23 protein-coding genes are annotated in these 22,578 nt (G+C 59.5%); 12 read left to right on the forward strand and 11 right to left on the reverse strand.

Annotated features, from left to right (window positions below):
• Positions 1–21 precede the first annotated feature (21 nt).
• A complete protein-coding gene (gene cpxP, locus D7I37_RS06560; RefSeq protein ID WP_061799766.1) occupies positions 22–501 on the reverse strand; it encodes a cell-envelope stress modulator CpxP in 480 nt (159 codons plus the stop codon).
• 148 nt (positions 502–649) lie between these two features.
• On the opposite strand from cpxP, the gene cpxR reads away from it, so the two are divergent.
• The 4 genes from cpxR to D7I37_RS06580 all read left to right on the forward strand — a co-directional run bounded on the left by cpxR (position 650) and on the right by D7I37_RS06580 (position 4,125).
• Positions 650–1,348, forward strand: coding sequence for an envelope stress response regulator transcription factor CpxR (gene cpxR, locus D7I37_RS06565; RefSeq protein WP_061799767.1), 699 nt, complete (start codon positions 650–652; stop codon positions 1,346–1,348).
• Positions 1,345–2,739: an envelope stress sensor histidine kinase CpxA gene (gene cpxA / locus D7I37_RS06570; protein ID WP_061799768.1), complete on the forward strand. Its 1,395-nt coding sequence runs from the start codon at positions 1,345–1,347 to the stop codon at positions 2,737–2,739. The genes cpxR and cpxA overlap by 4 nt, the downstream gene beginning before the upstream one ends.
• 43 nt (positions 2,740–2,782) lie before the next feature.
• Positions 2,783–3,256: a tRNA (uridine(34)/cytosine(34)/5-carboxymethylaminomethyluridine(34)-2'-O)-methyltransferase TrmL gene (gene trmL, locus D7I37_RS06575; RefSeq protein WP_061799769.1), complete on the forward strand. Its 474-nt coding sequence runs from the start codon at positions 2,783–2,785 to the stop codon at positions 3,254–3,256.
• Between the two features lie 197 nt (positions 3,257–3,453).
• On the forward strand, positions 3,454–4,125 hold the full coding sequence (locus D7I37_RS06580) for a DUF3313 domain-containing protein (protein ID WP_061799771.1): 672 nt from the start codon (positions 3,454–3,456) through the stop codon (positions 4,123–4,125).
• 69 nt (positions 4,126–4,194) lie between these two features.
• Here D7I37_RS06580 and cysE read toward each other — a convergent pair whose 3' ends face one another.
• The 5 genes from cysE to D7I37_RS06605 form a co-directional block, all read right to left on the reverse strand.
• Positions 4,195–5,016 carry a serine O-acetyltransferase gene (cysE, locus tag D7I37_RS06585; RefSeq protein WP_061799772.1) on the reverse strand — a complete coding sequence of 274 codons (822 nt, stop codon included), beginning with the start codon at positions 5,014–5,016 and terminating at the stop codon, positions 4,195–4,197.
• A gap of 109 nt (positions 5,017–5,125) precedes the next feature.
• A complete protein-coding gene (gene gpsA / locus D7I37_RS06590) occupies positions 5,126–6,145 on the reverse strand; it encodes an NAD(P)H-dependent glycerol-3-phosphate dehydrogenase (RefSeq protein WP_061799773.1) in 1,020 nt (339 codons plus the stop codon).
• Positions 6,145–6,615 carry a protein-export chaperone SecB gene (secB, locus tag D7I37_RS06595; protein ID WP_004953255.1) on the reverse strand — a complete coding sequence of 157 codons (471 nt, stop codon included), beginning with the start codon at positions 6,613–6,615 and terminating at the stop codon, positions 6,145–6,147. The genes gpsA and secB overlap by 1 nt, the downstream gene beginning before the upstream one ends.
• 59 nt (positions 6,616–6,674) lie before the next feature.
• Positions 6,675–6,923, reverse strand: coding sequence for a glutaredoxin 3 (gene grxC, locus D7I37_RS06600; RefSeq protein WP_061799775.1), 249 nt, complete (start codon positions 6,921–6,923; stop codon positions 6,675–6,677).
• 28 nt (positions 6,924–6,951) lie between these two features.
• Positions 6,952–7,386, reverse strand: a complete 435-nt coding sequence (locus D7I37_RS06605; protein ID WP_061799777.1) for a rhodanese-like domain-containing protein — start codon at positions 7,384–7,386, stop codon at positions 6,952–6,954.
• A 297-nt stretch (positions 7,387–7,683) separates the two neighbouring features.
• On the opposite strand from D7I37_RS06605, the gene gpmM reads away from it, so the two are divergent.
• Genes gpmM through D7I37_RS06620 form a run of 3 tightly spaced genes read left to right on the forward strand, consistent with a single transcriptional unit; the run spans position 7,684 to position 11,534 of the window.
• Entirely contained in the window at positions 7,684–9,228 is a 1,545-nt protein-coding gene (gpmM, locus tag D7I37_RS06610; RefSeq protein ID WP_061799778.1) for a 2,3-bisphosphoglycerate-independent phosphoglycerate mutase, read from the forward strand.
• Between the two features lie 9 nt (positions 9,229–9,237).
• Complete coding sequence (gene envC, locus D7I37_RS06615) at positions 9,238–10,572, forward strand: murein hydrolase activator EnvC (protein WP_129543471.1); 1,335 nt, start codon at positions 9,238–9,240, stop codon at positions 10,570–10,572.
• A 2-nt stretch (positions 10,573–10,574) separates the two neighbouring features.
• Positions 10,575–11,534 carry a divergent polysaccharide deacetylase family protein gene (locus tag D7I37_RS06620; RefSeq protein WP_061799785.1) on the forward strand — a complete coding sequence of 320 codons (960 nt, stop codon included), beginning with the start codon at positions 10,575–10,577 and terminating at the stop codon, positions 11,532–11,534.
• 280 nt (positions 11,535–11,814) lie between these two features.
• Here the strand turns inward: D7I37_RS06620 and D7I37_RS06625 are convergent, their stop codons facing one another.
• From D7I37_RS06625 to D7I37_RS06635, 3 genes are all read right to left on the reverse strand, one after another.
• The gene (locus D7I37_RS06625; protein WP_061800785.1) at positions 11,815–12,819 is read right to left on the reverse strand and encodes an IS110 family transposase; all 1,005 of its coding nucleotides are present in this window, start codon (positions 12,817–12,819) and stop codon (positions 11,815–11,817) included.
• Positions 12,820–12,925: 106 nt separating this feature from the next.
• Positions 12,926–13,951 (reverse strand): L-threonine 3-dehydrogenase, encoded by a 1,026-nt coding sequence (gene tdh, locus D7I37_RS06630; protein WP_061799599.1) that lies wholly within the window; start codon positions 13,949–13,951, stop codon positions 12,926–12,928.
• A 9-nt stretch (positions 13,952–13,960) separates the two neighbouring features.
• Positions 13,961–15,157, reverse strand: a complete 1,197-nt coding sequence (locus D7I37_RS06635; protein WP_095099840.1) for a glycine C-acetyltransferase — start codon at positions 15,155–15,157, stop codon at positions 13,961–13,963.
• Positions 15,158–15,397: 240 nt separating this feature from the next.
• Between D7I37_RS06635 and rfaD the strand changes: the two genes are divergently transcribed.
• From rfaD to D7I37_RS06660, 5 genes are all read left to right on the forward strand, one after another.
• Complete coding sequence (gene rfaD / locus D7I37_RS06640) at positions 15,398–16,327, forward strand: ADP-glyceromanno-heptose 6-epimerase (RefSeq protein ID WP_061799602.1); 930 nt, start codon at positions 15,398–15,400, stop codon at positions 16,325–16,327.
• A gap of 22 nt (positions 16,328–16,349) precedes the next feature.
• Entirely contained in the window at positions 16,350–17,396 is a 1,047-nt protein-coding gene (gene rfaF, locus D7I37_RS06645; RefSeq protein ID WP_061799603.1) for an ADP-heptose--LPS heptosyltransferase RfaF, read from the forward strand.
• A 2-nt stretch (positions 17,397–17,398) separates the two neighbouring features.
• Positions 17,399–18,370: a lipopolysaccharide heptosyltransferase RfaC gene (gene rfaC, locus D7I37_RS06650; RefSeq protein ID WP_129543472.1), complete on the forward strand. Its 972-nt coding sequence runs from the start codon at positions 17,399–17,401 to the stop codon at positions 18,368–18,370.
• Positions 18,370–19,272, forward strand: a complete 903-nt coding sequence (locus D7I37_RS06655) for a sugar glycosyltransferase (protein ID WP_095099846.1) — start codon at positions 18,370–18,372, stop codon at positions 19,270–19,272. Before rfaC ends, D7I37_RS06655 begins: the two co-directional genes overlap by 1 nt.
• A gap of 109 nt (positions 19,273–19,381) precedes the next feature.
• Positions 19,382–20,425 carry an O-antigen ligase gene (locus tag D7I37_RS06660; protein ID WP_242502867.1) on the forward strand — a complete coding sequence of 348 codons (1,044 nt, stop codon included), beginning with the start codon at positions 19,382–19,384 and terminating at the stop codon, positions 20,423–20,425.
• Positions 20,426–20,468: 43 nt separating this feature from the next.
• Here the strand turns inward: D7I37_RS06660 and D7I37_RS06665 are convergent, their stop codons facing one another.
• Together D7I37_RS06665 and D7I37_RS06670 are read right to left on the reverse strand one after the other, a co-directional pair.
• The gene (locus tag D7I37_RS06665) at positions 20,469–21,560 is read right to left on the reverse strand and encodes a glycosyltransferase family 9 protein (protein ID WP_061799608.1); all 1,092 of its coding nucleotides are present in this window, start codon (positions 21,558–21,560) and stop codon (positions 20,469–20,471) included.
• A gap of 1 nt (position 21,561) precedes the next feature.
• Positions 21,562–22,518, reverse strand: coding sequence for a polysaccharide deacetylase family protein (locus D7I37_RS06670; RefSeq protein ID WP_061799609.1), 957 nt, complete (start codon positions 22,516–22,518; stop codon positions 21,562–21,564).
• Positions 22,519–22,578 lie beyond the last annotated feature (60 nt).

Consider the following 22,578-nt stretch of genomic DNA (forward strand, 5'->3'; position numbering starts at 1 on the left):
CAGGGGACTACTCAGTCGTACTCACTTCTGGGCAGAAGTTTGCTGCAAACCAGAAATTTGTTGCTCCATCTGCCGCATGCGCTGCTGATGTTTCTGGTCTAAAACACTTTTTTGCTCTGGCGTCAGCAGGTTATACATCTGATTGCGTACCCGGGCCATTTCGACCTGGCGCTTGACCTGTTGCTGGGCCATCTTCTCCGCCTGGGCGTAAACGGCGGCTTGATCAAATTTGTCTGCGGTCACCAGTTTATGCATGGCTTCCATTTCAGCTACAGTGACACCAGGCAGATCGTGGCGGGCCTGGCGCATTAAATCGCGCATTTGCTGGCGCTGCTGTTCGTTCAGGCTGACACCGTCGAACATGTGGTGCTGGCCGGGTGTTCGGGTCATCGCATCGTCGCCGGGAGTCTGAGCAGTTTCCGATGTAGTATCGGCAGCGAACACGGCGCTAGAACCTATCGCCAGCATTGATGCCATAACTAATGCGGTCACCTTACGCATTTCAACCCCTCGTGCTTTCTCATTTTGCGAATCAACGAGGAGCAGTGTACTGCTGCAGCTGCAAACATGCGTCAGTGCATGTAAAACTACGTAAAGTCATGGAATGCCAACAGTTGATGACGTATTTTGCGTCAGGAGGTAAATCATAATGAACAAGATTCTGTTAGTTGACGACGACCGCGAGTTGACCTCGCTATTAAAAGAACTGCTTGAAATGGAAGGTTTTACTATCGTCGTCGCTCACGATGGCGAGCAGGCGTTGTCGCTGCTGGACAGCTCCATCGATCTGTTGCTGCTCGATATCATGATGCCGAAGAAAAACGGCATCGATACGCTGAAAGAGCTGCGCCAGCATCACCAGACGCCGGTCATCATGCTGACCGCGCGCGGCAGCGAGCTGGATCGCGTGCTGGGCCTGGAACTGGGCGCCGACGACTACCTGCCCAAGCCTTTCAACGATCGTGAACTGGTGGCGCGCATTCGCGCTATTCTGCGTCGTTCCAACTGGAGCGAACAGCAACAGCAAGTGGACAGCGGCGCGCCGACGCTGGACGTCGACGGCCTGCAGCTGAATCCCGGCCGCCAGGAAGCCAGCTTCGACGGCCAGGTGCTGGATCTGACCGGCACCGAGTTCACCCTGCTTTACCTGCTGGCGCAGCATCTGGGCCAGGTGGTTTCCCGCGAACTGCTGAGCCAGGAAGTGCTGGGCAAACGCCTGACGCCGTTTGACCGCGCCATCGATATGCACATCTCCAACCTGCGGCGCAAACTGCCGGATCGCAAAGACGGCCACCCCTGGTTCAAAACCCTGCGCGGACGCGGTTATTTGATGGTATCTGCAACATGATCAACAGTTTGACGGCACGAATCTTCGCCATTTTCTGGTTTACGTTAGCCCTGGTGCTGATGCTGGTGTTGATGGTGCCCAAGCTCGACTCCCGCCAAATGACCTCGCTGCTGGACAGCGAGCAGCGGCAGGGACTGATGCTGGAACAACACGTCGAGGCCGAGTTGCAAAACGATCCGGCCAACGACCTGATGTGGTGGCGGCGCCTGTTTCGGGCGATAGATAAATGGGCCCCGCCGGGGCAGCGCCTGATTCTGGTCACCAGCGAAGGCCGGGTGATCGGCGCGCAGCGCAACGAAATGCAGATCGTGCGCAACTTTATTGGCCAATCCGACAACTCGGATCATCCGAAGAAGAAGAAATACGGCCGCGTCGAGCTGGTCGGCCCGTTCTCGGTGCGCGACGGTGAAGACAACTACCAGCTGTATCTGATCCGCCCCGCCAACAGCCCGCAATCCGATTTCATCAACCTGATGTTCGACCGGCCGCTGCTGCTGCTGATCGTCACCATGTTGATCAGCGCCCCGCTGCTGCTGTGGCTGGCCTGGAGCCTGGCCAAACCGGCGCGCAAGCTGAAAAACGCCGCCGATGACGTGGCGCGCGGCAACCTGAAGCAGCATCCGGAACTGGAGGCCGGCCCGCAAGAGTTCCTGGCCACCGGCGCCAGCTTCAACCAGATGGTCAGCGCGCTGGAGCGCATGATGACCGCCCAGCAACGCCTGATATCCGACATCTCGCACGAGCTGCGCACGCCGTTGACCCGCCTGCAGCTGGCCACCGCGCTGATGCGCCGCCGCCACGGCGAAGGCCATGAGTTGGCGCGCATCGAAACCGAAGCGCAGCGGCTGGACTCGATGATCAACGATCTGCTGGTGCTGTCGCGCGGGCAGCAGAAAAGCGAGCTGGCGCGCGAGCAGCTGAAAGCCAACGAACTGTGGGCCGACGTGCTGGACAACGCCAGTTTCGAAGCCGAACAGATGGGCAAACAGCTGGAGGTCACTTCCCCGCCGGGGTCCTGGACGCTGTTCGGCAACGCCGGCGCCCTGGACAGCGCGCTGGAGAATATCGTGCGCAATGCCCTGCGTTATTCGCATACCCGCATCGCGGTGGCGTTCAGCGCCGACAATCAGGGCGTCACCATTGTGGTTGACGACGATGGCCCCGGCGTCAGCGCGGAAGACCGCGAGCAGATTTTCCGGCCGTTCTACCGCACCGACGAAGCGCGCGACCGCGAATCCGGCGGCACCGGCCTGGGCCTGGCGATCGTCGAGGCGGCGGTCAACCAGCACCGCGGCTGGGTGAAGGCGGAAGACAGCCCGCTCGGCGGCCTGCGTCTGGTGCTGTGGCTGCCGCTGCACCACCAGCGCCGATCGGCTAAGACAGAGCAATAAGATTTTGCTATCCTGCGCCCCTCGTTCACGAGGGGCTTTTTACATGCTGAACATCGTTTTATTTGAACCCGAGATTCCACCCAATACCGGCAACATCATCCGCCTGTGCGCCAACACCGGCTTCCAGCTGCATCTGATCGAACCCCTGGGTTTCCCGTGGGACGACAAACGCCTGCGCCGCGCCGGGCTGGACTATCATGAGTTCGCCAGCATCCGTCGCCATGCCGATTACGCCGCCTTTATCGCCAGCGAAAACCCGCAGCGGCTGTTTGCCCTGACCACCAAGGGCACGCCGGCGCACAGCGCGGTCAGCTATCAGGCCGGCGATTACCTGCTGTTCGGGCCGGAAACCCGCGGGCTGCCCGCCGATATCCTCGACGCACTGCCGACACGGCAAAAAATCCGCATCCCGATGCAGGCGCAAAGCCGCAGCATGAACCTGTCGAACGCCGTGGCGGTGGTGGTATACGAAGCCTGGCGACAGCTGGATTACGCCGGCGCGCTGATCAAGGCGTAAGCGACCGGCCACCGGCCCCTGAAAGACGCGGAACGGGCGCTGGCGGCGACGCTTGGCGCCAGCAAAACCGGCGGCGCATCACAATCCTGAGCGACGCGTCTGAAGCATGCCACATCCTGCACCGAAAACTTTCGTTGGCAGCGCCGATAATAAGCTATGTTTTGTAAGGGTAATCACCATTCATCATAGGAAATCGTATGCAAAAACAACGCTTGTGCGTTGCCATGGCGGTTCTGGCGGCGGGCCTGTTGCTGGCGGGTTGTTCGTCCAAAGTAACGAAAACGGATCAGTACTCCGGCTTCCTGTCTGACTACAGCAAGCTGCGAGAAACCACCTCGCCAAGCGGCCACAAAACGCTGCGCTGGATCGATCCAAGCTACAAAGAATCCAACTATCGCGGCCTGTATTTCCAGCCGGTGGTCTATTTCCCGACGGAGAAACCGACGGCGCGCGTCAGCCAGGAAACCTTGAACAAGATTAAGGCCTATGCGACCCAGCGGATTAAAACCGCCCTTCAGGATCGTTTCACCATTCTGCCAAGCCCGGCCGGTTCGCGCGTGCTGATCGCCAAGATCGCCATCACCGCGGTATCCGCCGAAGACGAAGACATGAAATTCTATGAGGTGGTGCCGGTTGCGGCGGTCGTAGCCAGCACCATGGCGGCCACCGGTCACCGGACGCAAAACACCACGCTGTATCTTGAAGGCGAACTGATCGACCAGGACACCGGCAAAACGGTGCTGGAAGTGGCGCGCAAGGCCTACGGCAAAACCGTCAGCAACGACAGCACGCCGGTCACCGAAGCGGACGTCAAGGCGGCGATCGACGACATGGTCACCGATATCACCAATTTCCCGAGACAGGGTTAATCAGCGCGATAAGTAAACAGGGGGAGCCGAAGCTCCCCCTGTTTTTTTGCTCTGCGTGAGGCGAACGAATTAAATGCCGTCGCCGTACTCGAAGCCGTGGTTGGCGCCGTTGAAGTACTGATCCATGTCCATCGAAGGCGTGTCGCTTTCCGGCCGGCCGACGATGCGCGCCGGCACCCCTGCCGCCGTGGTATGCGGCGGCACCGCCTGCAGCACCACCGAACCCGCGCCGATTTTCGCGCCCTTGCCCACTTCGATGTTGCCGAGAATTTTAGCGCCGGCGCCGATCATCACGCCTTCGCGGATTTTCGGGTGGCGATCGCCGCTGGTTTTACCGGTGCCGCCCAAAGTGACCGACTGCAGGATGGAAACGTTATTTTCCACCACCGCGGTTTCACCGATCACGATGCCGGTGGCATGGTCGAGCATGATGCCGCAGCCGATGGTGGCCGCCGGGTGGATATCGACGCCGAAGGCGACCGAAATTTGGTTCTGCAGATAGATAGCCAGCGCCTGCCGCCCCTGCAGCCACAGCCAATGGCCGATGCGGTAGGCCTGCAGCGCATGGAAGCCTTTCAGGTACAGCAACGGCGTGGAGTATTTGTCTACCGCCGGGTCGCGCAGGCGTACCGCCAGAATATCGCGCGCCGCCGAGACGATCATCTGCTTATCGGCCAGGTAGGCGTCTTCTACCACCTCACGCACCGCGATGGCGGGCATGATCGGATTGGCCAGCTTGTTGGCCAGAATATAGCTGAGCGCACTGCCCAGATTTTCATGCTTGAGCAACGTCGCATGGAAAAAGCTAGCCAGCATCGGTTCACAGTCAGCCAGCGCTCTCGCTTCTGATTTAATGCTATTCCAGACCTGCTCCAACTCTTCAGACGACATCACATTCCTCTCTGCCTTGCCAAACAGGCCGCCTGACCGGCTATGCGGTCAGGCGGCCCCGTTCAATTGCCAGGGTCAGCATGCTGCCCCGGCATATCGTTTTTTTAGGTCACGCGCCGTGCTTTTCGTCTTTCCGGGTACGGCCCAACAGGCTCAACGCCGCTTCGCGGGCATCCTTGTTGCAGTACAGCACCTGATAAATCTGTTCGGTAATCGGCATTTCCACGCCGTGGCGCTGCGCCAGCGCCAATACCTCTTTGGTATTGCGATAGCCTTCGACCACCTGGCCGATGCTGTCCTGCGCTTCCTGCACGCCCTTGCCTTGCCCCAGCATAATCCCGAAACGACGATTGCGCGATTGGTTATCGGTGCAGGTTAACACCAGATCGCCCAGCCCCGCCATGCCCATGAAGGTCGAAGGATCGGCGCCCAGCGCAGAACCCAGCCGGCTCATTTCCGCCAGCCCGCGGGTGATTAGCGCGGTGCGGGCGTTGGCGCCAAAACCGATGCCGTCGGACATGCCGGCGCCGATGGCGATGACGTTTTTCACCGCGCCGCCCAGCTGCACGCCGACAAAGTCAGGATTGCTGTAGACGCGGAAGCTTTTGCCGCAGTGCAGCAGCTGCTGCAGATCTTCGGCAAACTGCGTATCGGTGGCCGCCAGCGCGATCGCCGTCGGCAATCCGGCGGCCAGCTCTTTGGCGAACGTCGGCCCGGACACCACCGCCAGCGGGATGTCTTCGCCCAGCGCTTCGCGCGCCACGTCCTGCAACAGCCGACCGGTTTCCGCTTCCAGGCCCTTGGTCGCCCACAGGATGCGCGCGTCCGGGCGCAGATGCGGTTTCAGCTGACGCAACACGTCGCCGAACACGTGGCTCGGCACCACCACCAGCACATTGCGGCTGGCGGCCAGCGCACGCGGCAGATCGGCCTCAAGCAACAATGAATCCGGGAAGGGCACGTCGGGAAGGAACGCCTGATTGCAGCGGTCTTGCTGCAGTTTTTGAATTTGCGCGGGGTTATGCCCCCACAGCACCACGGGGTGGCCGTTACGCGCCAGCGTAATGGCTAATGCGGTGCCGTACGAGCCGGCACCGATTACGGTCATTGAAGCATTGACGGTGTTCATCAGGCATCCTGATGTGGTGCGGCACCTTCGCCTTCCGCCTGCTGCTGCAGATAGTTCATGAACAGCGCGTCAAAGTTGACCGGTGCCAGGTTCAGCTGCGGGAATGTACCGCGGGAAACCAGGCTGGTGATGCACTCGCGCGCATACGGGAACAGAATGTTCGGGCAGTATGCGCCCAGGCAATGCGCCAGCTGCGTGCCGTCGATGCCCGCTACGGAGAAGATGCCCGCCTGCTGCACTTCACACAGGAACGCGGTTTCTTCGCCCAGGGACGCAGTCACGGTTACGCGCAGTACGACTTCATACACTTCATCAGCCAGTTGGCTGGAAGCGGTATCCAGATCAAGTTTAACTTCCGGCTGCCATTCCTGCTGGAAAACCTGCGGCGCGTTCGGCGCTTCGAAGGAAATGTCCTTGGTGTAAATGCGCTGGATCTGGAAAGCCATCTCTGTGCTGTTTTGTTCTGACATGTGTGTAATACCCTTGGTTAAACGTCCTTATTGATACTCGGCAAACCGGTGGCGCCCGCTTAAAGCAACGGGTCCAAACCACCACGAGCATCGAGTTCATATAAATCATCGCAGCCGCCAATATGCTGGCCGTCGATGAAAATCTGCGGCACGGTGGTGCGCCCACTGCGCTCAATCATCACTTCGCGTTTTGCGCTATCGCCGTCGATGGCGATTTCGTTAAACGCCGCGCCCTTGCTGTTCAGCAGCGCCTTGGCGCGATGGCAGAACGGACAGGTCGCCTTGGTGTAGATATCAATGTTAGCCATGGATTACCACCTCAAATAGGTTAAATAATTACTTGCCGCGTACCAACGGCAGGTTTTCCCCGCTCCAGCCGGCGATGCCGTCTTTCAGCGTGGCCACGTTTTCGAAACCGGCCTTGCTCAGGTTTTCCGCCGGCTCGCGCGAGGCGGTGCCGTTGGCGCACACCACGATGATCGGCTGTGCCTTGTGCTTTTCCAACTCGCCCAGGCTGCCGCTTTTGATTTCGCTGGCCGTCAGGTTGATGGCGTTGGCCAGGTGGCCCCGGCGGAAATCGTCACGGCTGCGGGTATCGACCACCACGGCGTCTTCTTTGTTGATCAGGCGGGTAGCTTCGCCGCGAGAAATATCTTTAACCTTGGAGAAACGGCTTTTGAAGGTCATGACGATCACGGCAACCAGCAGGGCGATCCAGGCCAGGCTCAGGATGGGATGTCTGCTAACGAATGGCATAATTTCTTGCAGCATGGGGTGTAACAACTCCCGTCAGTTAAGGGAAAAATAAGTCAAGGCTCCAGAGTATACCTGCCGAGTGCGGCAAATACAGCCAATAAGCAAGCGCTAATGCAGAAACTGCGGGCTGCGCTGAGAAATTTTCAGTGTCAGAGCATAAAAGCCCGCGCAGTTCGCCGCAACTTTGATCTCTCCGGGCTATTCGCCGCCGGCCACGGTGTAAAATCAGCCGGTTTCTGAGGGTGAATAGCCGTCCTTCTCGCCGGGGAGGAGCGCTATTCACAACTTGAAATTCCCTGAGAGGTTAATGCGATGTCGAGCAACAAAAAGCCGATGGTACTGGTGATCCTGGACGGCTACGGCCACCGTGAGGAGCCGCAGGACAATGCTATCCTGAACGCCGGCACTCCGGTGATGGACCGCCTGTGGCAACGGCAGCCGCACCAGCTTATCGCGGCGTCCGGTCTGGACGTCGGCCTGCCGGACGGGCAGATGGGCAATTCGGAGGTGGGCCACGTCAACCTCGGCGCCGGGCGCATCGTGTATCAGGATCTCACCCGGCTGGACAAAGCCATCGCCGACGGCGACTTCTTCAGCAACCCTACCCTGATTGCCGCGGTGGAGAAGGCGGCGCAGGCGGGCAAGGCGGTGCACATCATGGGCCTGCTGTCGCCGGGCGGCGTTCACAGCCACGAAGCGCATATCCTGGCGATGATCCGGCTGGCCGCCCAGCGCGGCGCCAAGGCGATTTATCTGCACGCCTTCCTCGACGGCCGCGACACGCCGCCGCGCAGCGCCGAAGCGTCTTTGCAGCGCTGCAGCGAAGCCTTCGCCGAACTGGGCGTCGGGCGCATCGCCACCCTGATCGGCCGTTACTACGCCATGGACCGCGACAACCGCTGGGAGCGCGTGCAGCTGGCTTACGATCTGCTGACCGAAGCCAAAGGCGAATACGCTGCCGACAGCGCCGTAGCCGCGCTGCAGGCCGCCTATCAGCGCGGTGAGAACGACGAGTTCGTCAAACCGAGCGTCATTCAGGCCGCCGGCGAAGCCGACGCCGCACTGCAGGATGGCGACGCGCTGATCTTCATGAATTTCCGCGCCGACCGCGCGCGCCAGATTACCCGCGCCTTCGTCAACGCCGATTTCGACGGCTTCCCGCGCGCCAGGGTCGTGAAGTTCGGCGATTTCGTGATGCTGACCGAATACGCCGCCGATATCGCTACCGCCTGCGCCTACCCGCCGGCCGGGCTGAGCAATACCTTCGGCGAATGGCTGATGAAGCACGACAAAACCCAGCTGCGCATTTCGGAGACCGAAAAATACGCTCACGTCACCTTCTTCTATAACGGCGGCGTCGAAGCGCCGTTCAAGGGCGAAGACCGCGTGCTGATCAACTCGCCGAAAGTCGCCACCTACGATCTGCAGCCGGAAATGAGCGCCGCGGAACTGACCGACAAACTGCTGAGCGCCATCCGCAGCGGCAAGTACGACGCCATCATCTGCAACTATCCGAATGGCGACATGGTGGGCCATACCGGCGTCTATGAGGCGGCGGTAAAGGCGGTGGAAACGCTGGACGGCTGCATCGCCCAGGTGGTAGAGGCGGTAAAAGCGGTCGATGGCCAGTTGCTGATCACCGCCGATCACGGCAACGCCGAGCAGATGCGCGATCCGGCCACCGGCCAGGCGCACACCGCCCACACCAGCCTGCCGGTACCGCTGATTTACGTCGGCAAACCGGCGACGGCGGTCGGCGGCGGCAAGCTTTCGGACATCGCGCCGACCATGCTGACGCTGATGGGAATGGAAATCCCGCAAGAGATGACTGGTAAGCCGCTGTTCATCGTGGAATAATCCTTCTCCATGAGGGAGAAGGCGTTTTTTGCACTATCAAGGGTAACCCGAAGCGCAAACGCAGGCAGCCAGCCGCTGCCTGAACGCACCGCGCCAAGGAAGTTGACCGCCATGTGCGCCAGCGTATTTTGCGCTGGCGTCTTGCTGTTGCCGCTCGTCAGCCACGCCGCCGAGGACAACAAATCCCGGCTCAAAGACATCCAGCAGAGCATCGCCGAGAAAGAAAAGGCGGTGAAACAGCAGCAGCAGCAGCGCAGCTCGCTGCAGGATCAGCTCAGGCAGCAGGAAAAAACCATTGCCCAGGCCAGTCGCCAACTGCGCGACACCCAGGGCACGCTCAGCCGGTTGGGCAAAGACATCGCCGGCCTGAACGCCTCCATCGCCAAGCTGCAAAAGCAGCAAACCGCTCAGCAGGATATCCTCGCCAAACAGCTCGACGCCGCCTTCCGCCAGGGGCAGCACAGCGCGGTGCAGCTGATCCTCAGCGGTGAGGAAAGCCAGCGCAGCGAACGCATCCTGGCCTACTTCGGCTACCTGAACGACGCGCGTCAGCAAACCATTGAAGAGTTGAAACAAACCCGCGCCGAGCTGGCGAAGCAAAAAACCGCGCTGGTGGCCAAACAGGGTCAGCAGAAAACGTTACTGGGCGAACAGCAGACGCAGCAGCAGAAGCTGGAACAGGCGCGCGGCGCCCGCAAGAAAACGCTGACGGCGCTGGAAGCTTCGCTGGAGAAAGATCAGCAGCGGCTGGTGGAACTGCGTCAGAACGAAACCCGCATGCGCGACAAGATAGCCCGGGCGGAACGCGAAGCCCGCGCCCGCGCCGAACGCGAAGCCCGTGAGGCCGCCAGGGTGCGCGAGCAGGTGCGCGCCAAAGAACAGCAGGCGAAGAAAACCGGCACGACCTACAAGCCAAGCGAGGCCGATCGTTCGCTGATGGCCCGTACCGGCGGCCTTGGCCGGCCGGCGGGTCAGGCGTTTTGGCCGGTTCGCGGCCGGACGCTGCACGGCTTTGGCGAGCAGCTGCAGGGTGAGTTGCGCTGGAAAGGCCTGGTGATCGAAGCAAGGGAAGGCACCGAGGTGAAAGCCATCGCCGACGGCCGCGTCCTGCTGGCCGACTGGCTGCAGGGCTACGGCCTGGTGGTGGTGGTCGAGCACGGTAAAGGCGACATGAGCCTGTACGGCTACAACCAGAGCGCGCTGGTCAACGTCGGGGCGCAGGTGCGCGCCGGCCAGCCGATTGCATTAGTGGGCACCAGCGGCGGCCAGGGTACGCCATCGCTTTACTTCGAAATTCGCCGTCAGGGTCGGGCGGTTAACCCACTGCCGTGGTTGGGAAGATAGATTTGCGCTATTTCAACACCCGTACTGCCGTATTGATCGGCTGTCTGCTGCAGGTTTGCGCCGCGCAGGCAGGAAAACTGTCCATCGTGATCGACGACGTAGGCTACCGCCCGCATGAGGAAAATGCGGTGCTGCAGATGCCGACGGCGATCTCGGTCGCCGTGCTGCCCAACGCGCCGCATGCCCGCCTGATGGCCACCCGCGCCCACAGCCAGGGCCGGGAAGTGCTGATCCACATGCCGATGGCGCCGCTCAGCAAGCAGCCGCTGGAACGCGACACCCTGCAACCTTCCATGAGCAGCGACGAAGTCCAGCGCATCATCCGCAATGCGGTGAATAACGTGCCCTACGCCGTGGGAATGAACAACCACATGGGCAGCGCCATGACCTCCAGCCTGCCGGGCATGCAAAAAGTGATGCAGGCGCTCGAAAGCTACCGGCTCTATTTCCTCGACAGCATGACCATCGGCAACAGCCAGGCGACCCGCGCCGCAGCGGGCACCGGCGTGAAGGTGATCAAGCGCAAGGTGTTCCTCGACGATACCGCCAACGAAGCCGACATTCGCCGCCAGTTCAACCGCGCGGTCGAATTGGCGCGGCGCAACGGTTCCGCCATCGCCATCGGCCACCCGCGCCCGGCGACGGTGAAAGTGCTGCAGCAGATGCTGCCGACGCTGCCCGCCGATATCGTGCTGGTCAAACCGAGCTCGCTGCTGAACGAGCCGCAGGGCAACGGCGGCGGCTACGTGCCGCCTCCGGTCAAGCCGCAGAAACCGCAGCCGAAGAACCCGTTCAGCGGCGGCGTCAAGCAGTGCAAGGTCAAGCCGCCGAAGGAAAAAGTCAGCGCGGGCGCCGTGCTGGGCGTGATTGGCGACAGCGTCGCGACCTCGCCGCCGGCGGAGTTTATCAAACGCCAGTGGCAGCGCTGGACGCAAAGCGGGCAGGACAAGCCGAAAGCATAAAAAAATCTATGGTCACCCCCGTTTTTGCAACACCGATTTTGATTTATGATGGGCTTGCGTAAATCTATACGGCGTCTGATGGGTAACACTGCGTTACCCGCGCCACGATGAAGTCCACACCTGCTGAACCTGAAAAGGGTCCCGGCTTCAAAGAGCCATTTTTTATGTCAGGTTCATCAGCAGGTCGCTGTGCCGTTCATGTCATCATCATCAGTCGTCGCAAAACCAGGTCGTAACTGGGTTATCCAAAGCGCTGACAGCGGCTAACTGTCGGCGCTTTTTATTGGCTAAATACGGTGCGATGCGCCGTCACCGCCCAGGCTATCCGTGCCAGCTTGTTCGCCAGTCCACAGGCCACCACATTCGAGTGATGCCGTGTCAACTGGACCTTCACCCATTCAGCCAGACGCCCCGGGTGATGTTCAAGTCGCTGCATAAAGGCCCGCGCACATTGAACCAGCAGGCGGCGCAGATTTTTATCTCCCCGCTTGCTGATGCCCATCAGCGTATTTTTCCCGCCGGTGCTGTATTGCCGCGGGACCAATCCCGTCGATGCCGCAAAGTCCCGGCTGCCGACATAGTTTTTCCCGTCGCCCAGCTTTGTGGCCAGCAGGCTGGCGGTTATCATGCCGACACCGGGGATGGTCAGCAGACGCTGCGTAGCCTCGTCATCCGCCATATGCGTTTTTAACTCTTGTTCGAGTCCCTCAACCTGCTCGCTGAGATAGGTGTAATGTTGCTGGAGGCGCATAAGCAGCCGGGTTAAATAAGGCGGGAGTGAATGCTCTTCAAGTACCGCAGCCAGGCGTCGGATAACGGCCGTTCCTCGCGGCATGCTGATGCCAAACTCAAGCAGAAAGGCGTGCATCTGATTGGTGGTTTTGACCCGTTCTCTGACAAGAGAATCCCGGACGCGATGCAGCGCCGCCATCGCCTGTTGGTCTTCGGTTCTCGGCGTCACGAAGCGCATAGAGGGGCGTGAAGCTGCTTCGCAGATGGCTTCAGCGTCGATGAAGTCGTTCTTGTTGCTCTTGACGAATGGCCGGACAAACTGGGGCGAGATGAGTTTAACCTGATGGCCGAGCTGAGTGATATGGCGCGCCATAAAGTGAGCGCCGGCGCAGGACTCCATGACGACGGTGGCTGTGCTGCAGGTGGAAAGAAAAGCGGTGAGCTGGGTACGGGAAAACTTCTTGCGCAGCAGAGCGTGGCCGTTTTTATCCTGAGCGTGGACATGGAAGGTATGCTTGCCGAGGTCGATACCGATAAGTGTGATGTTTTGCATGATGATCCCCTTCGAAAAGAAAAACACCCTGCCAGCGTACCGCTCACAGGGTGGGGTGACCATCTCATTAGGGCCGGAAACTCCGGCCCTTTTCACGGCTATCGGGTTAATCCCAGCTTAATATCACCTTGCCGGACTTGCCGGAGCGCATGGCGTCGAAGCCCTGCTGGAACTCGTCAATCGAGAAGCGGTGGGTGATGATCGGGCTCAGATCCAGACCGGACTGGATCAGCGCCGCCATCTTGTACCAGGTTTCGAACATTTCTCGACCGTAAATCCCCTTGATAAACAGCCCCTTGAAGATCACCTGATTCCAGTCGATCGACATGTCCGACGGCGGAATGCCCAGCATGGCGATGCGGCCGCCGTGGTTCATCGCATTCAGCAGGGTGCGGAACGCCGGCGGCGCGCCGGACATCTCCAGGCCGACGTCAAACCCTTCGGTCATGCCCAGCTCGGCCATCACGTCGTCGAGGTTTTCCTTGCTGACGTTCACCGCGCGGGTCACGCCCATCTTGCGCGCCAGCTCCAGGCGGTATTCGTTGACGTCGGTGATCACCACGTGGCGGGCGCCGACGTGTTTGCACACGGCCGCAGCCATGATGCCGATCGGACCGGCGCCGGACACCAACACGTCTTCGCCGACCAGATCAAACGACAGCGCGGTGTGCACCGCATTGCCGAACGGGTCGAAGATAGAAGCCAGATCGTCGGAAATGTTATCCGGGATCTTGAAGGCGTTGAACGCCGGGATCACCAGATATTCGGCGAAGCAGCCCGGACGATTCACGCCCACGCCGATGGTGTTGCGGCACAGGTGGGTGCGGCCGCCGCGGCAGTTGCGGCAGTGGCCGCAGGTAATGTGGCCTTCGCCGGAGACGCGATCGCCGATGCTGAAGCCTTTGACCTCCTGCCCGATAGCCACCACTTCGCCCACGTATTCATGGCCGACCACCATCGGAACCGGAATGGTTTTCTGCGACCATTCGTCCCAGTTGTAGATATGCACATCGGTGCCGCAGATCGCGGTTTTACGGATCTTGATCATGATGTCGTTGTGGCCCAGCTCCGGCTGGGGCACATCGGTCATCCAAATCCCTTCTTCCGCTTTCAGTTTTGACAATGCTTTCATGGTTTTACCTTATGCAATAACGCCAAGATCCTTACCGATACGAATAAACGCCGCAACGGCGCGCTCAATTTGCTCCGGCGTGTGGTCGGCGGACATCTGGGTGCGGATGCGCGCCTGGCCTTTCGGCACCACCGGATAGAAGAAACCTGTAACATAAATGCCTTCCTTGAGCAGAGCATTGGCGAAGTCCTGCGCCAGCTTGGCTTCACCCAACATCACCGGGATGATGGCGTGATCGGCCCCGGCCAGTTCAAAACCGGCCGCGGTCATTTTTTCGCGGAACAGGCGCGCGTTGGCCCACAGGCGATCGCGCAGCGCATCGCCCCGCTCCAGCAGTTCCAATACCTGGATCGACGCGGCGACGATCGCCGGCGCCAGCGAGTTGGAGAACAGATACGGGCGCGAACGCTGGCGCAGCCACTCCACCACCTCTTTCCTGGCGGCGGTGTAGCCGCCGGAAGCGCCGCCCAGCGCCTTGCCCAGGGTGCCGGTAATGATGTCGACGCGGCCCATCACTTCACAGTATTCATGGGTGCCGCGCCCGTGAGCGCCGACAAAGCCGACCGCATGGGAATCGTCCACCATCACCAGCGCCTGGTACTCGTCCGCCAGGTCGCACACGCCTTTCAGGTTGGCTATCACGCCGTCCATCGAAAATACGCCGTCGGTGGCGATCATGATGTGCCGCGCGCCGTCGGCCTTGGCCTGCTTCAGCTGCGCGGCCAGTTCGGCCATGTCGTTGTTGGCGTAGCGGTAACGCTTGGCCTTGCACAGGCGCACGCCGTCGATGATCGACGCATGGTTCAGCGCGTCGGAGATAATGGCGTCTTCCGGGCCGAGCAGGGTTTCAAACAACCCGCCGTTGGCGTCGAAGCAGGAGGAATACAGGATCGCGTCTTCCATTCCCAGGAATTCCGCCAGCTTTTGCTCCAGCTGTTTGTGGCTGTCCTGGGTGCCGCAGATAAAGCGCACCGACGCCATGCCGAAGCCGTGGCTGTCCATGCCGGCCTTGGCCGCGGCGATCATCGCCGGATGGTTGGCCAGGCCCAGGTAGTTGTTGGCGCAGAAGTTGATCACATGGCTGCCGTCGGCGACGGCGATATCCGCCTGCTGCGCGGAAGTGATGATGCGCTCTTCCTTAAACAGCCCTTCGCTGCGGGTGACGGCAAGTTGTTGTTCCAACTGCTGATAAAAAGACGCGGACATTCGGTTATCTCCAGGATTGGACTATTTCCGGCATATTTTACTGATTTGTAACCAAACTGACGACAATACGCGGGAGAGAATATGAAATTTGCAGCAGATATCACGGCAAACTGCCGCCTGCAATGGCAATGCGGGATATTAGGAGCCCATCCGCTGTTTGCCGCGGCATGAAATGCTATTATAAGCGGCATTGAGCGTGAGGCATTGTGCCTCACCGGGCAGATTAACAGGGGTAACCCAATGATTATCGTCACAGGCGGCGCCGGCATGATCGGCAGCAATATCGTTAAGGCACTGAATGACAAGGGATACCGCGATATCCTGGTGGTGGATAACCTGAAAGATGGCACCAAGTTCGTCAACCTGGTCGATCTTGATATCGCCGACTATATCGACAAGGAAGATTTTATCGCCAGCATCATGGCCGGCGACGATCTGGGCGATATCGAGGCGATATTCCACGAAGGCGCCTGCTCCGCCACCACCGAGTGGGACGGCAAGTACATGATGGACAACAACTATCAGTACTCCAAGGACCTGCTGCACTACTGCCTGGATCGCGAGATCCCATTCCTGTACGCCTCCTCCGCCGCCACCTATGGCGCCCGGGAAGAGTTTATCGAAGAGCGCCAATACGAAGAGCCGCTCAACGTCTACGGCTATTCCAAGTTCCTGTTCGATCAGTACGTGCGCGAAATCCTGCCAGAGGCCGACTCGCAGGTCTGCGGCTTCCGCTATTTCAACGTCTACGGCCCGCGTGAAGGCCACAAAGGCAGCATGGCCAGCGTCGCTTTCCACCTGAATGGCCAGATCAACCGCGGTGAGAACCCGAAACTGTTCGCCGGCAGCGAAAACTTCAAGCGTGACTTCATCTACGTCGGCGACGTGGCGGCGGTCAACCTGTGGTTCTGGGAAACCGGCAAGTCAGGCATTTTCAACTGCGGCACCGGCCGGGCGGAAAGCTTCCAGGCGGTCGCCGATGCGGTGGTGGACTTCCATCAGAAAGGCGCGGTGGAATCCATCGCGTTCCCGGAAAAGCTGAAGGGCCGCTACCAGGCGTATACCCAGGCCGATCTGACCAAGCTGCGCGCCGCGGGCTATGATGCCCCGTTCAAAACGGTGGCCGAAGGCGTCAAAGAGTACATGGCCTGGTTGAACCGCACCGCATAAGCTGAAGGAATTGACGCTGAGTATGAAAATACTGGTTATCGGCCCTTCATGGGTTGGCGACATGATGATGTCGCAAAGTCTCTACCGCACCCTGAAGGCCGAGCACCCGTCAGCGGAGATCGACGTGATGGCGCCGGCCTGGTGCCGTCCCTTGCTGGCGCGCATGCCGGAAGTGAACCAGGCGCTGTCGATGCCGCTGGGCCACGGCGCCCTGGCGATCGGCGAACGTCGGCGGCTCGGCCACGCCCTGCGCGCCAACCGTTACGATCGCGCTTATGTCCTGCCCAACTCGTTCAAATCGGCGCTGGTGCCGTTCTTCGCCAAGGTGCCGCAGCGCACCGGTTGGCGCGGCGAGATGCGCTACGGCCTGCTGAACGACCTGCGCACGCTCGACAAAGCCGCCTTCCCGCTGATGGTGCAGCGCTATGTGGCGCTGGCCTATGACAAAGGGCGCATTCAGCGTGCCGAAGATCTGCCGCAGCCGCTGCTGTGGCCGCAGCTGCAGGTCAGCGACGAAGAGATTGCCGAAACCACCGCCGCGTTCAACCTGACCGATCATCGGCCGATTATCGGCTTCTGCCCGGGGGCCGAGTTTGGCCCGGCCAAGCGCTGGCCGCACTATCACTACGCCGCGCTGGCGCAGATGCTGATCGACCAGGGCTACCAAATCGCGCTGTTCGGTTCGGCGAAAGACCACGAGGCCGGTGAGCAGATCCGCGCCGCGCTGCAGGAAGACGCCCGCGACTTTTGCATGAACCTGGCCGGGGAAACCCAGCTGGAACAGGCGGTGATCCTGATCGCTTCCTGCCAGGCGGTGGTCAGCAACGACTCCGGTTTGATGCACGTTGCAGCGGCGTTGAACAAACCGCTGATCGCCTTGTACGGGCCGAGCAGCCCGGACTTCACGCCGCCATTGTCCGATAAGGCCAGGGTGATCCGCTTAATCAGCGGTTATCACAAGGTGCGTAAAGGCGACGCCGCTCAGGGTTACCATCAGAGCCTGATCGACATTCAGCCGCAGCAGGTGTTGGAAGCGCTGACGCCGTTGCTTGCCGCCAGCGAGGAATAACCATGCAGGTGTTGATTGTAAAAACCTCCTCCATGGGGGACGTACTCCACACGCTTCCCGCCCTGACCGACGCCATGCAGGCCATACCCGGCATTCGTTTCGACTGGGTGGTGGAGGAAGGCTTCAGCCAAATCCCCACCTGGCATCCGGCGGTGGACCGCGTGATCCCGGTGGCCATTCGCCGCTGGCGCAAGAACTGGTTCGGCAGCGAAACCCGCCAACAGCGCTGCGATTTCAAACGCCAGGTCCAGCAGCGCAGCTACGACGCGGTGATCGATGCGCAGGGCCTGATCAAGAGCGCCGCGCTGGTTACCCGCATCGCTAAAGGCAGCAAACACGGCCAGGACTGCAAAAGCGCGCGCGAGCCCTTCGCCAGCTGGTTCTACAACCACCGTCATGAAATAGACAAGCGGCAGCACGCGGTGGAGCGCACGCGCGAACTGTTCGCCAAAAGCCTGGGCTACGCCCGGCCGGAGAGCGACGGCGATTACGCCATCGCCGCGCGGTTTCTCAGCCAGCCGCCGACCGATGCCGGGCGGTATCTGGTGTTCCTGCACGCCACCACCCGTGACGACAAACACTGGCCGGAACAAAACTGGCGCGAACTGATTGAGCTGACGGCCGCCAGCGGGCTGAAGATCAAATTGCCGTGGGGCGCCGAGCATGAACACCAACGCGCACAGCGGTTGGCGGAAGGTTTCCCCCACGTCGAAGTGCTGCCGAAGCTCAGCCTGCAGCAGGTGGCGGAGGTGTTGGCCGGCGCCAAGGGGGTGGTTTCGGTGGACACCGGGCTCAGCCACCTTACCGCCGCGCTCGACAAACCGAATATCACGCTGTTTGGCCCGACCGATCCCGGACTGATCGGCGGCTATGGGCAGAATCAGTACGCCTGTCGCCCGGAACAGGGCAATAGCATGGCGGACATCTCGGCCCAAACCGTTGCGGCGCTCATTCATGACAGGATGCCTATGTAATGGGAACATTTTTCAAGCAGATATATCGCTATACGCATGCCCGCCCCTTCCGACATAACGAGAACCTCTGGCCCTACGTAAAGATTAAGCGCGCCGCCAGTGGAGAAATCGTCGAGCTGCGTTACCGGAAACGCCCCGTGCCGCTGGTGCGGCTGGCCGATTTACAGGGGGGGTTCACCGGTGATGTGCTGCTGACGGCCACCGGGCCATCGGTAAAAAACCTCTGCCTGGAAAATTTCCCCGCCATGCCGGCAATGGGCGTCAATGGCGCCTATTTCCTGCACGACCGCGTTGATTTCAGGTTCTATGTCATTGTTGATATGGGGTTTATCGACCAGAAACCGGAAATTATCGGCGAGATTATCGATGATCCGCGGCTGACGCTGTTCACCACGGTGCACGGCGTAGCCAAAATCATCGACACATTCAGCCTGGAGCGGGTGAAGTGCGGTTTCGCGGTGATAGAAGACGCCGCGTTTAAAATCTATCAGCCCAAGATCGCCAACGATGACCTGTGGCCCGTCTATCAAGATAACCCCGCGGTCGTTTTTGCCGCGGACCGGAAGGACATCGCCTTCAGCCACGATATTCGCAGCGGTATCTTTGACGCCGGAACCGTCGCGTATTGGGCTTTTCAGATCCTGACTTTCCTCGGTTTTGAACGGTTGTATATCATTGGTCTGGATATGAATAATTTCCACCAGCCGCGCTTTTATGAGGCCGCCGAGAATAAATTGCCGACCGATCTGGCAGATAAGGTTGCCGGGTTGGTTATGCCTTCTTTCAGCCATGCCAGCCAGCTGATGAAGGCCAGGAATATCACGATAAAAAATCTTTCCATCACCAGCGCTATCAGCAATGACATTTTCGACAAGGTCGATCCTGATGAACTTTTCAAATAACGCTGCCCGCATACAACAGCTGTATGTGGCGTTTTTTTTCCTTTTTTCCTTTTTCAGCGCTATTTTCTGTAGCTATACCAAAGTTAACAACCTGTTCCATTTGTCAGCCATGCTGTTCATTATCACGCTGTATTTCGATAAGGACCTTCGGCTGTCTTTTTTTCGCCATGATGAAATCCGACGCGGGCTGGGCATTATTGCGGCGATGCTGCTTTACTTCGCCTTCAGCAACCTGTGGACGAACGACCCGGCCAATATCGAATCCACCCTGACGCACAGCGTTTATCTGCTGATCTATTTGGCGATGCTGATCACCGTGCTTAACGGCACGCAACGCAATCTGTTGTTCGCCAGCGTTATTTTGGGATTAACGATCCTGTGCCTCTACTCTATCGCTTTTGACTACCACGACATGCTGGTCAACCGGCATGTGTCAAAAAGCAATCCAGGCCCGGAGAACGTGATTGATTTGGCCGGCATGGCGGGAATGGGCGTCATACTCTGCCTGATGGTATTTCGCGAGAAGCAGAGCCGGGTTATCTTGATCGCCATCCCGATATTATTCGGCACGATGCTGCTCACCCAAAGCCGCGGGCCGGTGCTGTCCTTGCTGATTGCCCTGTTCGTCACGCTGCCTTACAGGCATTTGAGATTGAAGCATATCGCTTATTGCCTCGTGGCGTTGATCGTTATTGGCGCGGCGGTGCTGTCGTCGGAAATGGGGCAGTTGCTGCTGGCCCGCTTCGAAGAGATGTACGTTCAGAGCTTCCTGCGTTTAAGCATCTGGCGCCATACTTTCGAACTGGTCAGCCAGGCGCCTTATTTCGGCTACGGCTTCAACTACGAGCTGACCTTCACCAACTATTCGGGCGAGCATATTCGCACTACCCACAGTCTTTATTGGGGGGCGCTGCTGAAGGGCGGCCTGGTGGGATTGGGCATGTTATTGGCGGTTTTGAGCTACTGCGGCATGTTGGCCGTGCGGCGTCTGCGCGACGGCATGCGGCTGGAAGCCGCGCTGTTTATCTTCATGCTGCTGTTTTATACCTCACAGGGCATGTTCGTGGTGGGCAACCCGTCCGAATCCTGGTATCTGTTCTGGTTCCCGCTGGGCGTCATTATGACCACCAGGCTCAAATCTCACCTTTATTAACCCACCGAGCAGCGGCGCCATCCTCACGCTGGCGCCGCTTCGGCTATTCGCCAAGCACCTTGATCACCCTTGCCATCACCTCATCGCTGGTGATGATGCTCAGGGGCTGATGCCGTTGTTCTTCACTCAGCTGCTGCGTTTCAGCCGGCACGTACATCACCTGGTGCAGCTCTGGGTTCTGATAAGGGCCGGTTTGTTGCGGGTTGGCCGTCACGAACAGGCTGACGGTTTTGGTTTTCAACGCGATGGCCAAATGCAATGGCCCGGTATCGCCGGTCACCAGCACATCCATGTTTTTCATCACGCCCAACAGCTGCGGTAACGTCGTTTTACCAATATGGCTAATCACCCGGCTCTGCTCTTCCGGCGTCAGGCCCGCCATAAACTCACGCTCGATCACTTGCTCTTTCGGCGTGCCTATCAGGGCGATGCGATAATCCGGCGAGCGCGACAGCAGCATTTTCGCCAGACCGACAAAGCGGCTCACCGGCCAACAACGCAGCGGCTCGGAAGCCCCCATCTGGAAGCCCACCACCACCTGGCCCGGCTGTTTCTGTTGCAGCGGGAAATCCACCGGAATAAACATTTCCCGATTTTGCGTATCGCACCCCAACTGACCGACCAGATTCAGCTTGCGCTGGATCAGATGGCCGGTATCTCGGGTGCTGATGCCGGTAAGCCACTGCTCCATGCCGCTCAGATCGTTTTTATACGCGTCTTTAAACACATACTCGCAGCCGGAAAATATCGCCGTGATGACATCATACGGCGCCTTTGAATGCAGTATCACCGCCAGCTGCGGCCGATTCTTTCTAAGCTGGCGAATCACGCCAAGCATATCCTTGGCCTTGTGGTCCCAGTAAATGACGTTATTAAAATAGCTGCAGGTGCCGACCAAACCGCCGTTCTTATAACTGGAGACCAGGGTGATCCTGGCGGCGGGGTAGCGTTCCCGGATCGCGCGGATAGCTGGCGTATTAAACATCAAGTCGCCCAGCGCGGTGGTCGAAAAAATAGCAATGCGGTCAAACTCGCGGTTTTTATCAAACGAACGCTTATCTTTAAAATTACTGCCAAGTTTCGTATAAAGCCGGATACAGGCGTTCGCCAGCTTTACTTTCCATTGCTTCGACATTTCAATTCACTTTAAGTTGATAATACTCAGCCAGCGTCATGCCAACCGTCCGCTGTTGCAACCAGTCAAACAGCTGTTCCAGATCGCGGTACAGCCCTTCAATATCCTGTTCGGTTTTAAACGTCGGGCTGCCGCCGGGCATAAACTCGGAAGAGTGCAGCATGAATTCGACGTAGTCCTGCCCCTGCGCCAACGCGCTCTCGGCCACCCGTTTCATTTTGTCCAGGTTGCTGCCGCTGGGCCGCAGCCAGTGCACCGACGGCGAACGCCGCTTGCCGCGCAGCCGATCGTAACCCTGCTTGACGGCGTTCATCAGCGCCGAATGCTTGTACTGAATGCTCATCGGCACTTCCAGCAGCGCCGAGTCGCCGGGCTGGGCGATGTTTTGCGGATCGATAAAATAAGCCTGCGACGGGAAATGGCGGTAGTCCGTGCCGCCGCTGCCCTGCGGATTGCCCGGCGAATATTGCCAGTTGACGCGCGGCGTGACCGAGCAATCAACCTGGTAGCCGTACTCCAGCAGCAGCGACGCATAATACGCGTTGAAAGCCCAGCGGCCGGCGCGGTGGCTGAGCATTTTGGTCTGGAACGCGTCCTCCAGCAGCTTGGTCATATGATCGACCTTGGCGCGGATCTGGTCGGCGGGATATTCGATCAGATACGGCTTATGCCGCCAGTCATCGTCGGTCAACGGCGTCAGCGGCGGGCTGTTCCAGGCATGCAGATGCATGCCGACTTCGCCGGCGCCGCGCGCGATGACATCGCGGGCGAACTCGACGTAGGCCGGATCCATCGCCATTTCATAATTGGTGAGATAAACCGGCTTGAAGGCGTATTTCTCGCACAACGCCTGAAAACGCGGCAAAAAACGCGTATTTTCGGTAGAAATGCGATCGTGGTTTTGCCACAGGTTGTCGCCTTCGGTATCAATGGTAATGAGAAATGCCGGTTTAGTCATGAATATCGAACCTGATATCAACAGAATGCAGTATGTTACGCAGGCCGTTTCGCCAGGGCA

This window comes from Serratia sp. 1D1416 (genome assembly GCF_003641105.1).
GTDB lineage: Bacteria > Pseudomonadota > Gammaproteobacteria > Enterobacterales > Enterobacteriaceae > Serratia > Serratia ficaria.

Bases quoted from the DNA above. Each gene is read 5' to 3' on its own strand.
- cpxA (WP_061799768.1), top strand. From the start codon at position 1,345: ATGATCAACAGTTTGACGGCACGAATCTTCGCCATTTTCTGGTTTACG.
- D7I37_RS06670 (WP_061799609.1), bottom strand. From the start codon at position 22,518: ATGACTAAACCGGCATTTCTCATTACCATTGATACCGAAGGCGACAAC.
- tdh (WP_061799599.1), bottom strand. From the start codon at position 13,951: ATGAAAGCATTGTCAAAACTGAAAGCGGAAGAAGGGATTTGGATGACC.
- cpxR (WP_061799767.1), top strand. From the start codon at position 650: ATGAACAAGATTCTGTTAGTTGACGACGACCGCGAGTTGACCTCGCTA.
- D7I37_RS06655 (WP_095099846.1), top strand. From the start codon at position 18,370: ATGGGAACATTTTTCAAGCAGATATATCGCTATACGCATGCCCGCCCC.
- cpxP (WP_061799766.1), bottom strand. From the start codon at position 501: ATGCGTAAGGTGACCGCATTAGTTATGGCATCAATGCTGGCGATAGGT.
- rfaD (WP_061799602.1), top strand. From the start codon at position 15,398: ATGATTATCGTCACAGGCGGCGCCGGCATGATCGGCAGCAATATCGTT.
- grxC (WP_061799775.1), bottom strand. From the start codon at position 6,923: ATGGCTAACATTGATATCTACACCAAGGCGACCTGTCCGTTCTGCCAT.
- gpmM (WP_061799778.1), top strand. From the start codon at position 7,684: ATGTCGAGCAACAAAAAGCCGATGGTACTGGTGATCCTGGACGGCTAC.
- secB (WP_004953255.1), bottom strand. From the start codon at position 6,615: ATGTCAGAACAAAACAGCACAGAGATGGCTTTCCAGATCCAGCGCATT.
- rfaF (WP_061799603.1), top strand. From the start codon at position 16,350: ATGAAAATACTGGTTATCGGCCCTTCATGGGTTGGCGACATGATGATG.
- D7I37_RS06580 (WP_061799771.1), top strand. From the start codon at position 3,454: ATGCAAAAACAACGCTTGTGCGTTGCCATGGCGGTTCTGGCGGCGGGC.
- cysE (WP_061799772.1), bottom strand. From the start codon at position 5,016: ATGTCGTCTGAAGAGTTGGAGCAGGTCTGGAATAGCATTAAATCAGAA.
- trmL (WP_061799769.1), top strand. From the start codon at position 2,783: ATGCTGAACATCGTTTTATTTGAACCCGAGATTCCACCCAATACCGGC.
- D7I37_RS06605 (WP_061799777.1), bottom strand. From the start codon at position 7,386: ATGCTGCAAGAAATTATGCCATTCGTTAGCAGACATCCCATCCTGAGC.
- envC (WP_129543471.1), top strand. From the start codon at position 9,238: ATGAGGGAGAAGGCGTTTTTTGCACTATCAAGGGTAACCCGAAGCGCA.
- D7I37_RS06665 (WP_061799608.1), bottom strand. From the start codon at position 21,560: ATGTCGAAGCAATGGAAAGTAAAGCTGGCGAACGCCTGTATCCGGCTT.
- rfaC (WP_129543472.1), top strand. From the start codon at position 17,399: ATGCAGGTGTTGATTGTAAAAACCTCCTCCATGGGGGACGTACTCCAC.
- D7I37_RS06660 (WP_242502867.1), top strand. From the start codon at position 19,382: ATGCTGTTCATTATCACGCTGTATTTCGATAAGGACCTTCGGCTGTCT.
- D7I37_RS06635 (WP_095099840.1), bottom strand. From the start codon at position 15,157: ATGTCCGCGTCTTTTTATCAGCAGTTGGAACAACAACTTGCCGTCACC.
- D7I37_RS06625 (WP_061800785.1), bottom strand. From the start codon at position 12,819: ATGCAAAACATCACACTTATCGGTATCGACCTCGGCAAGCATACCTTC.
- gpsA (WP_061799773.1), bottom strand. From the start codon at position 6,145: ATGAACACCGTCAATGCTTCAATGACCGTAATCGGTGCCGGCTCGTAC.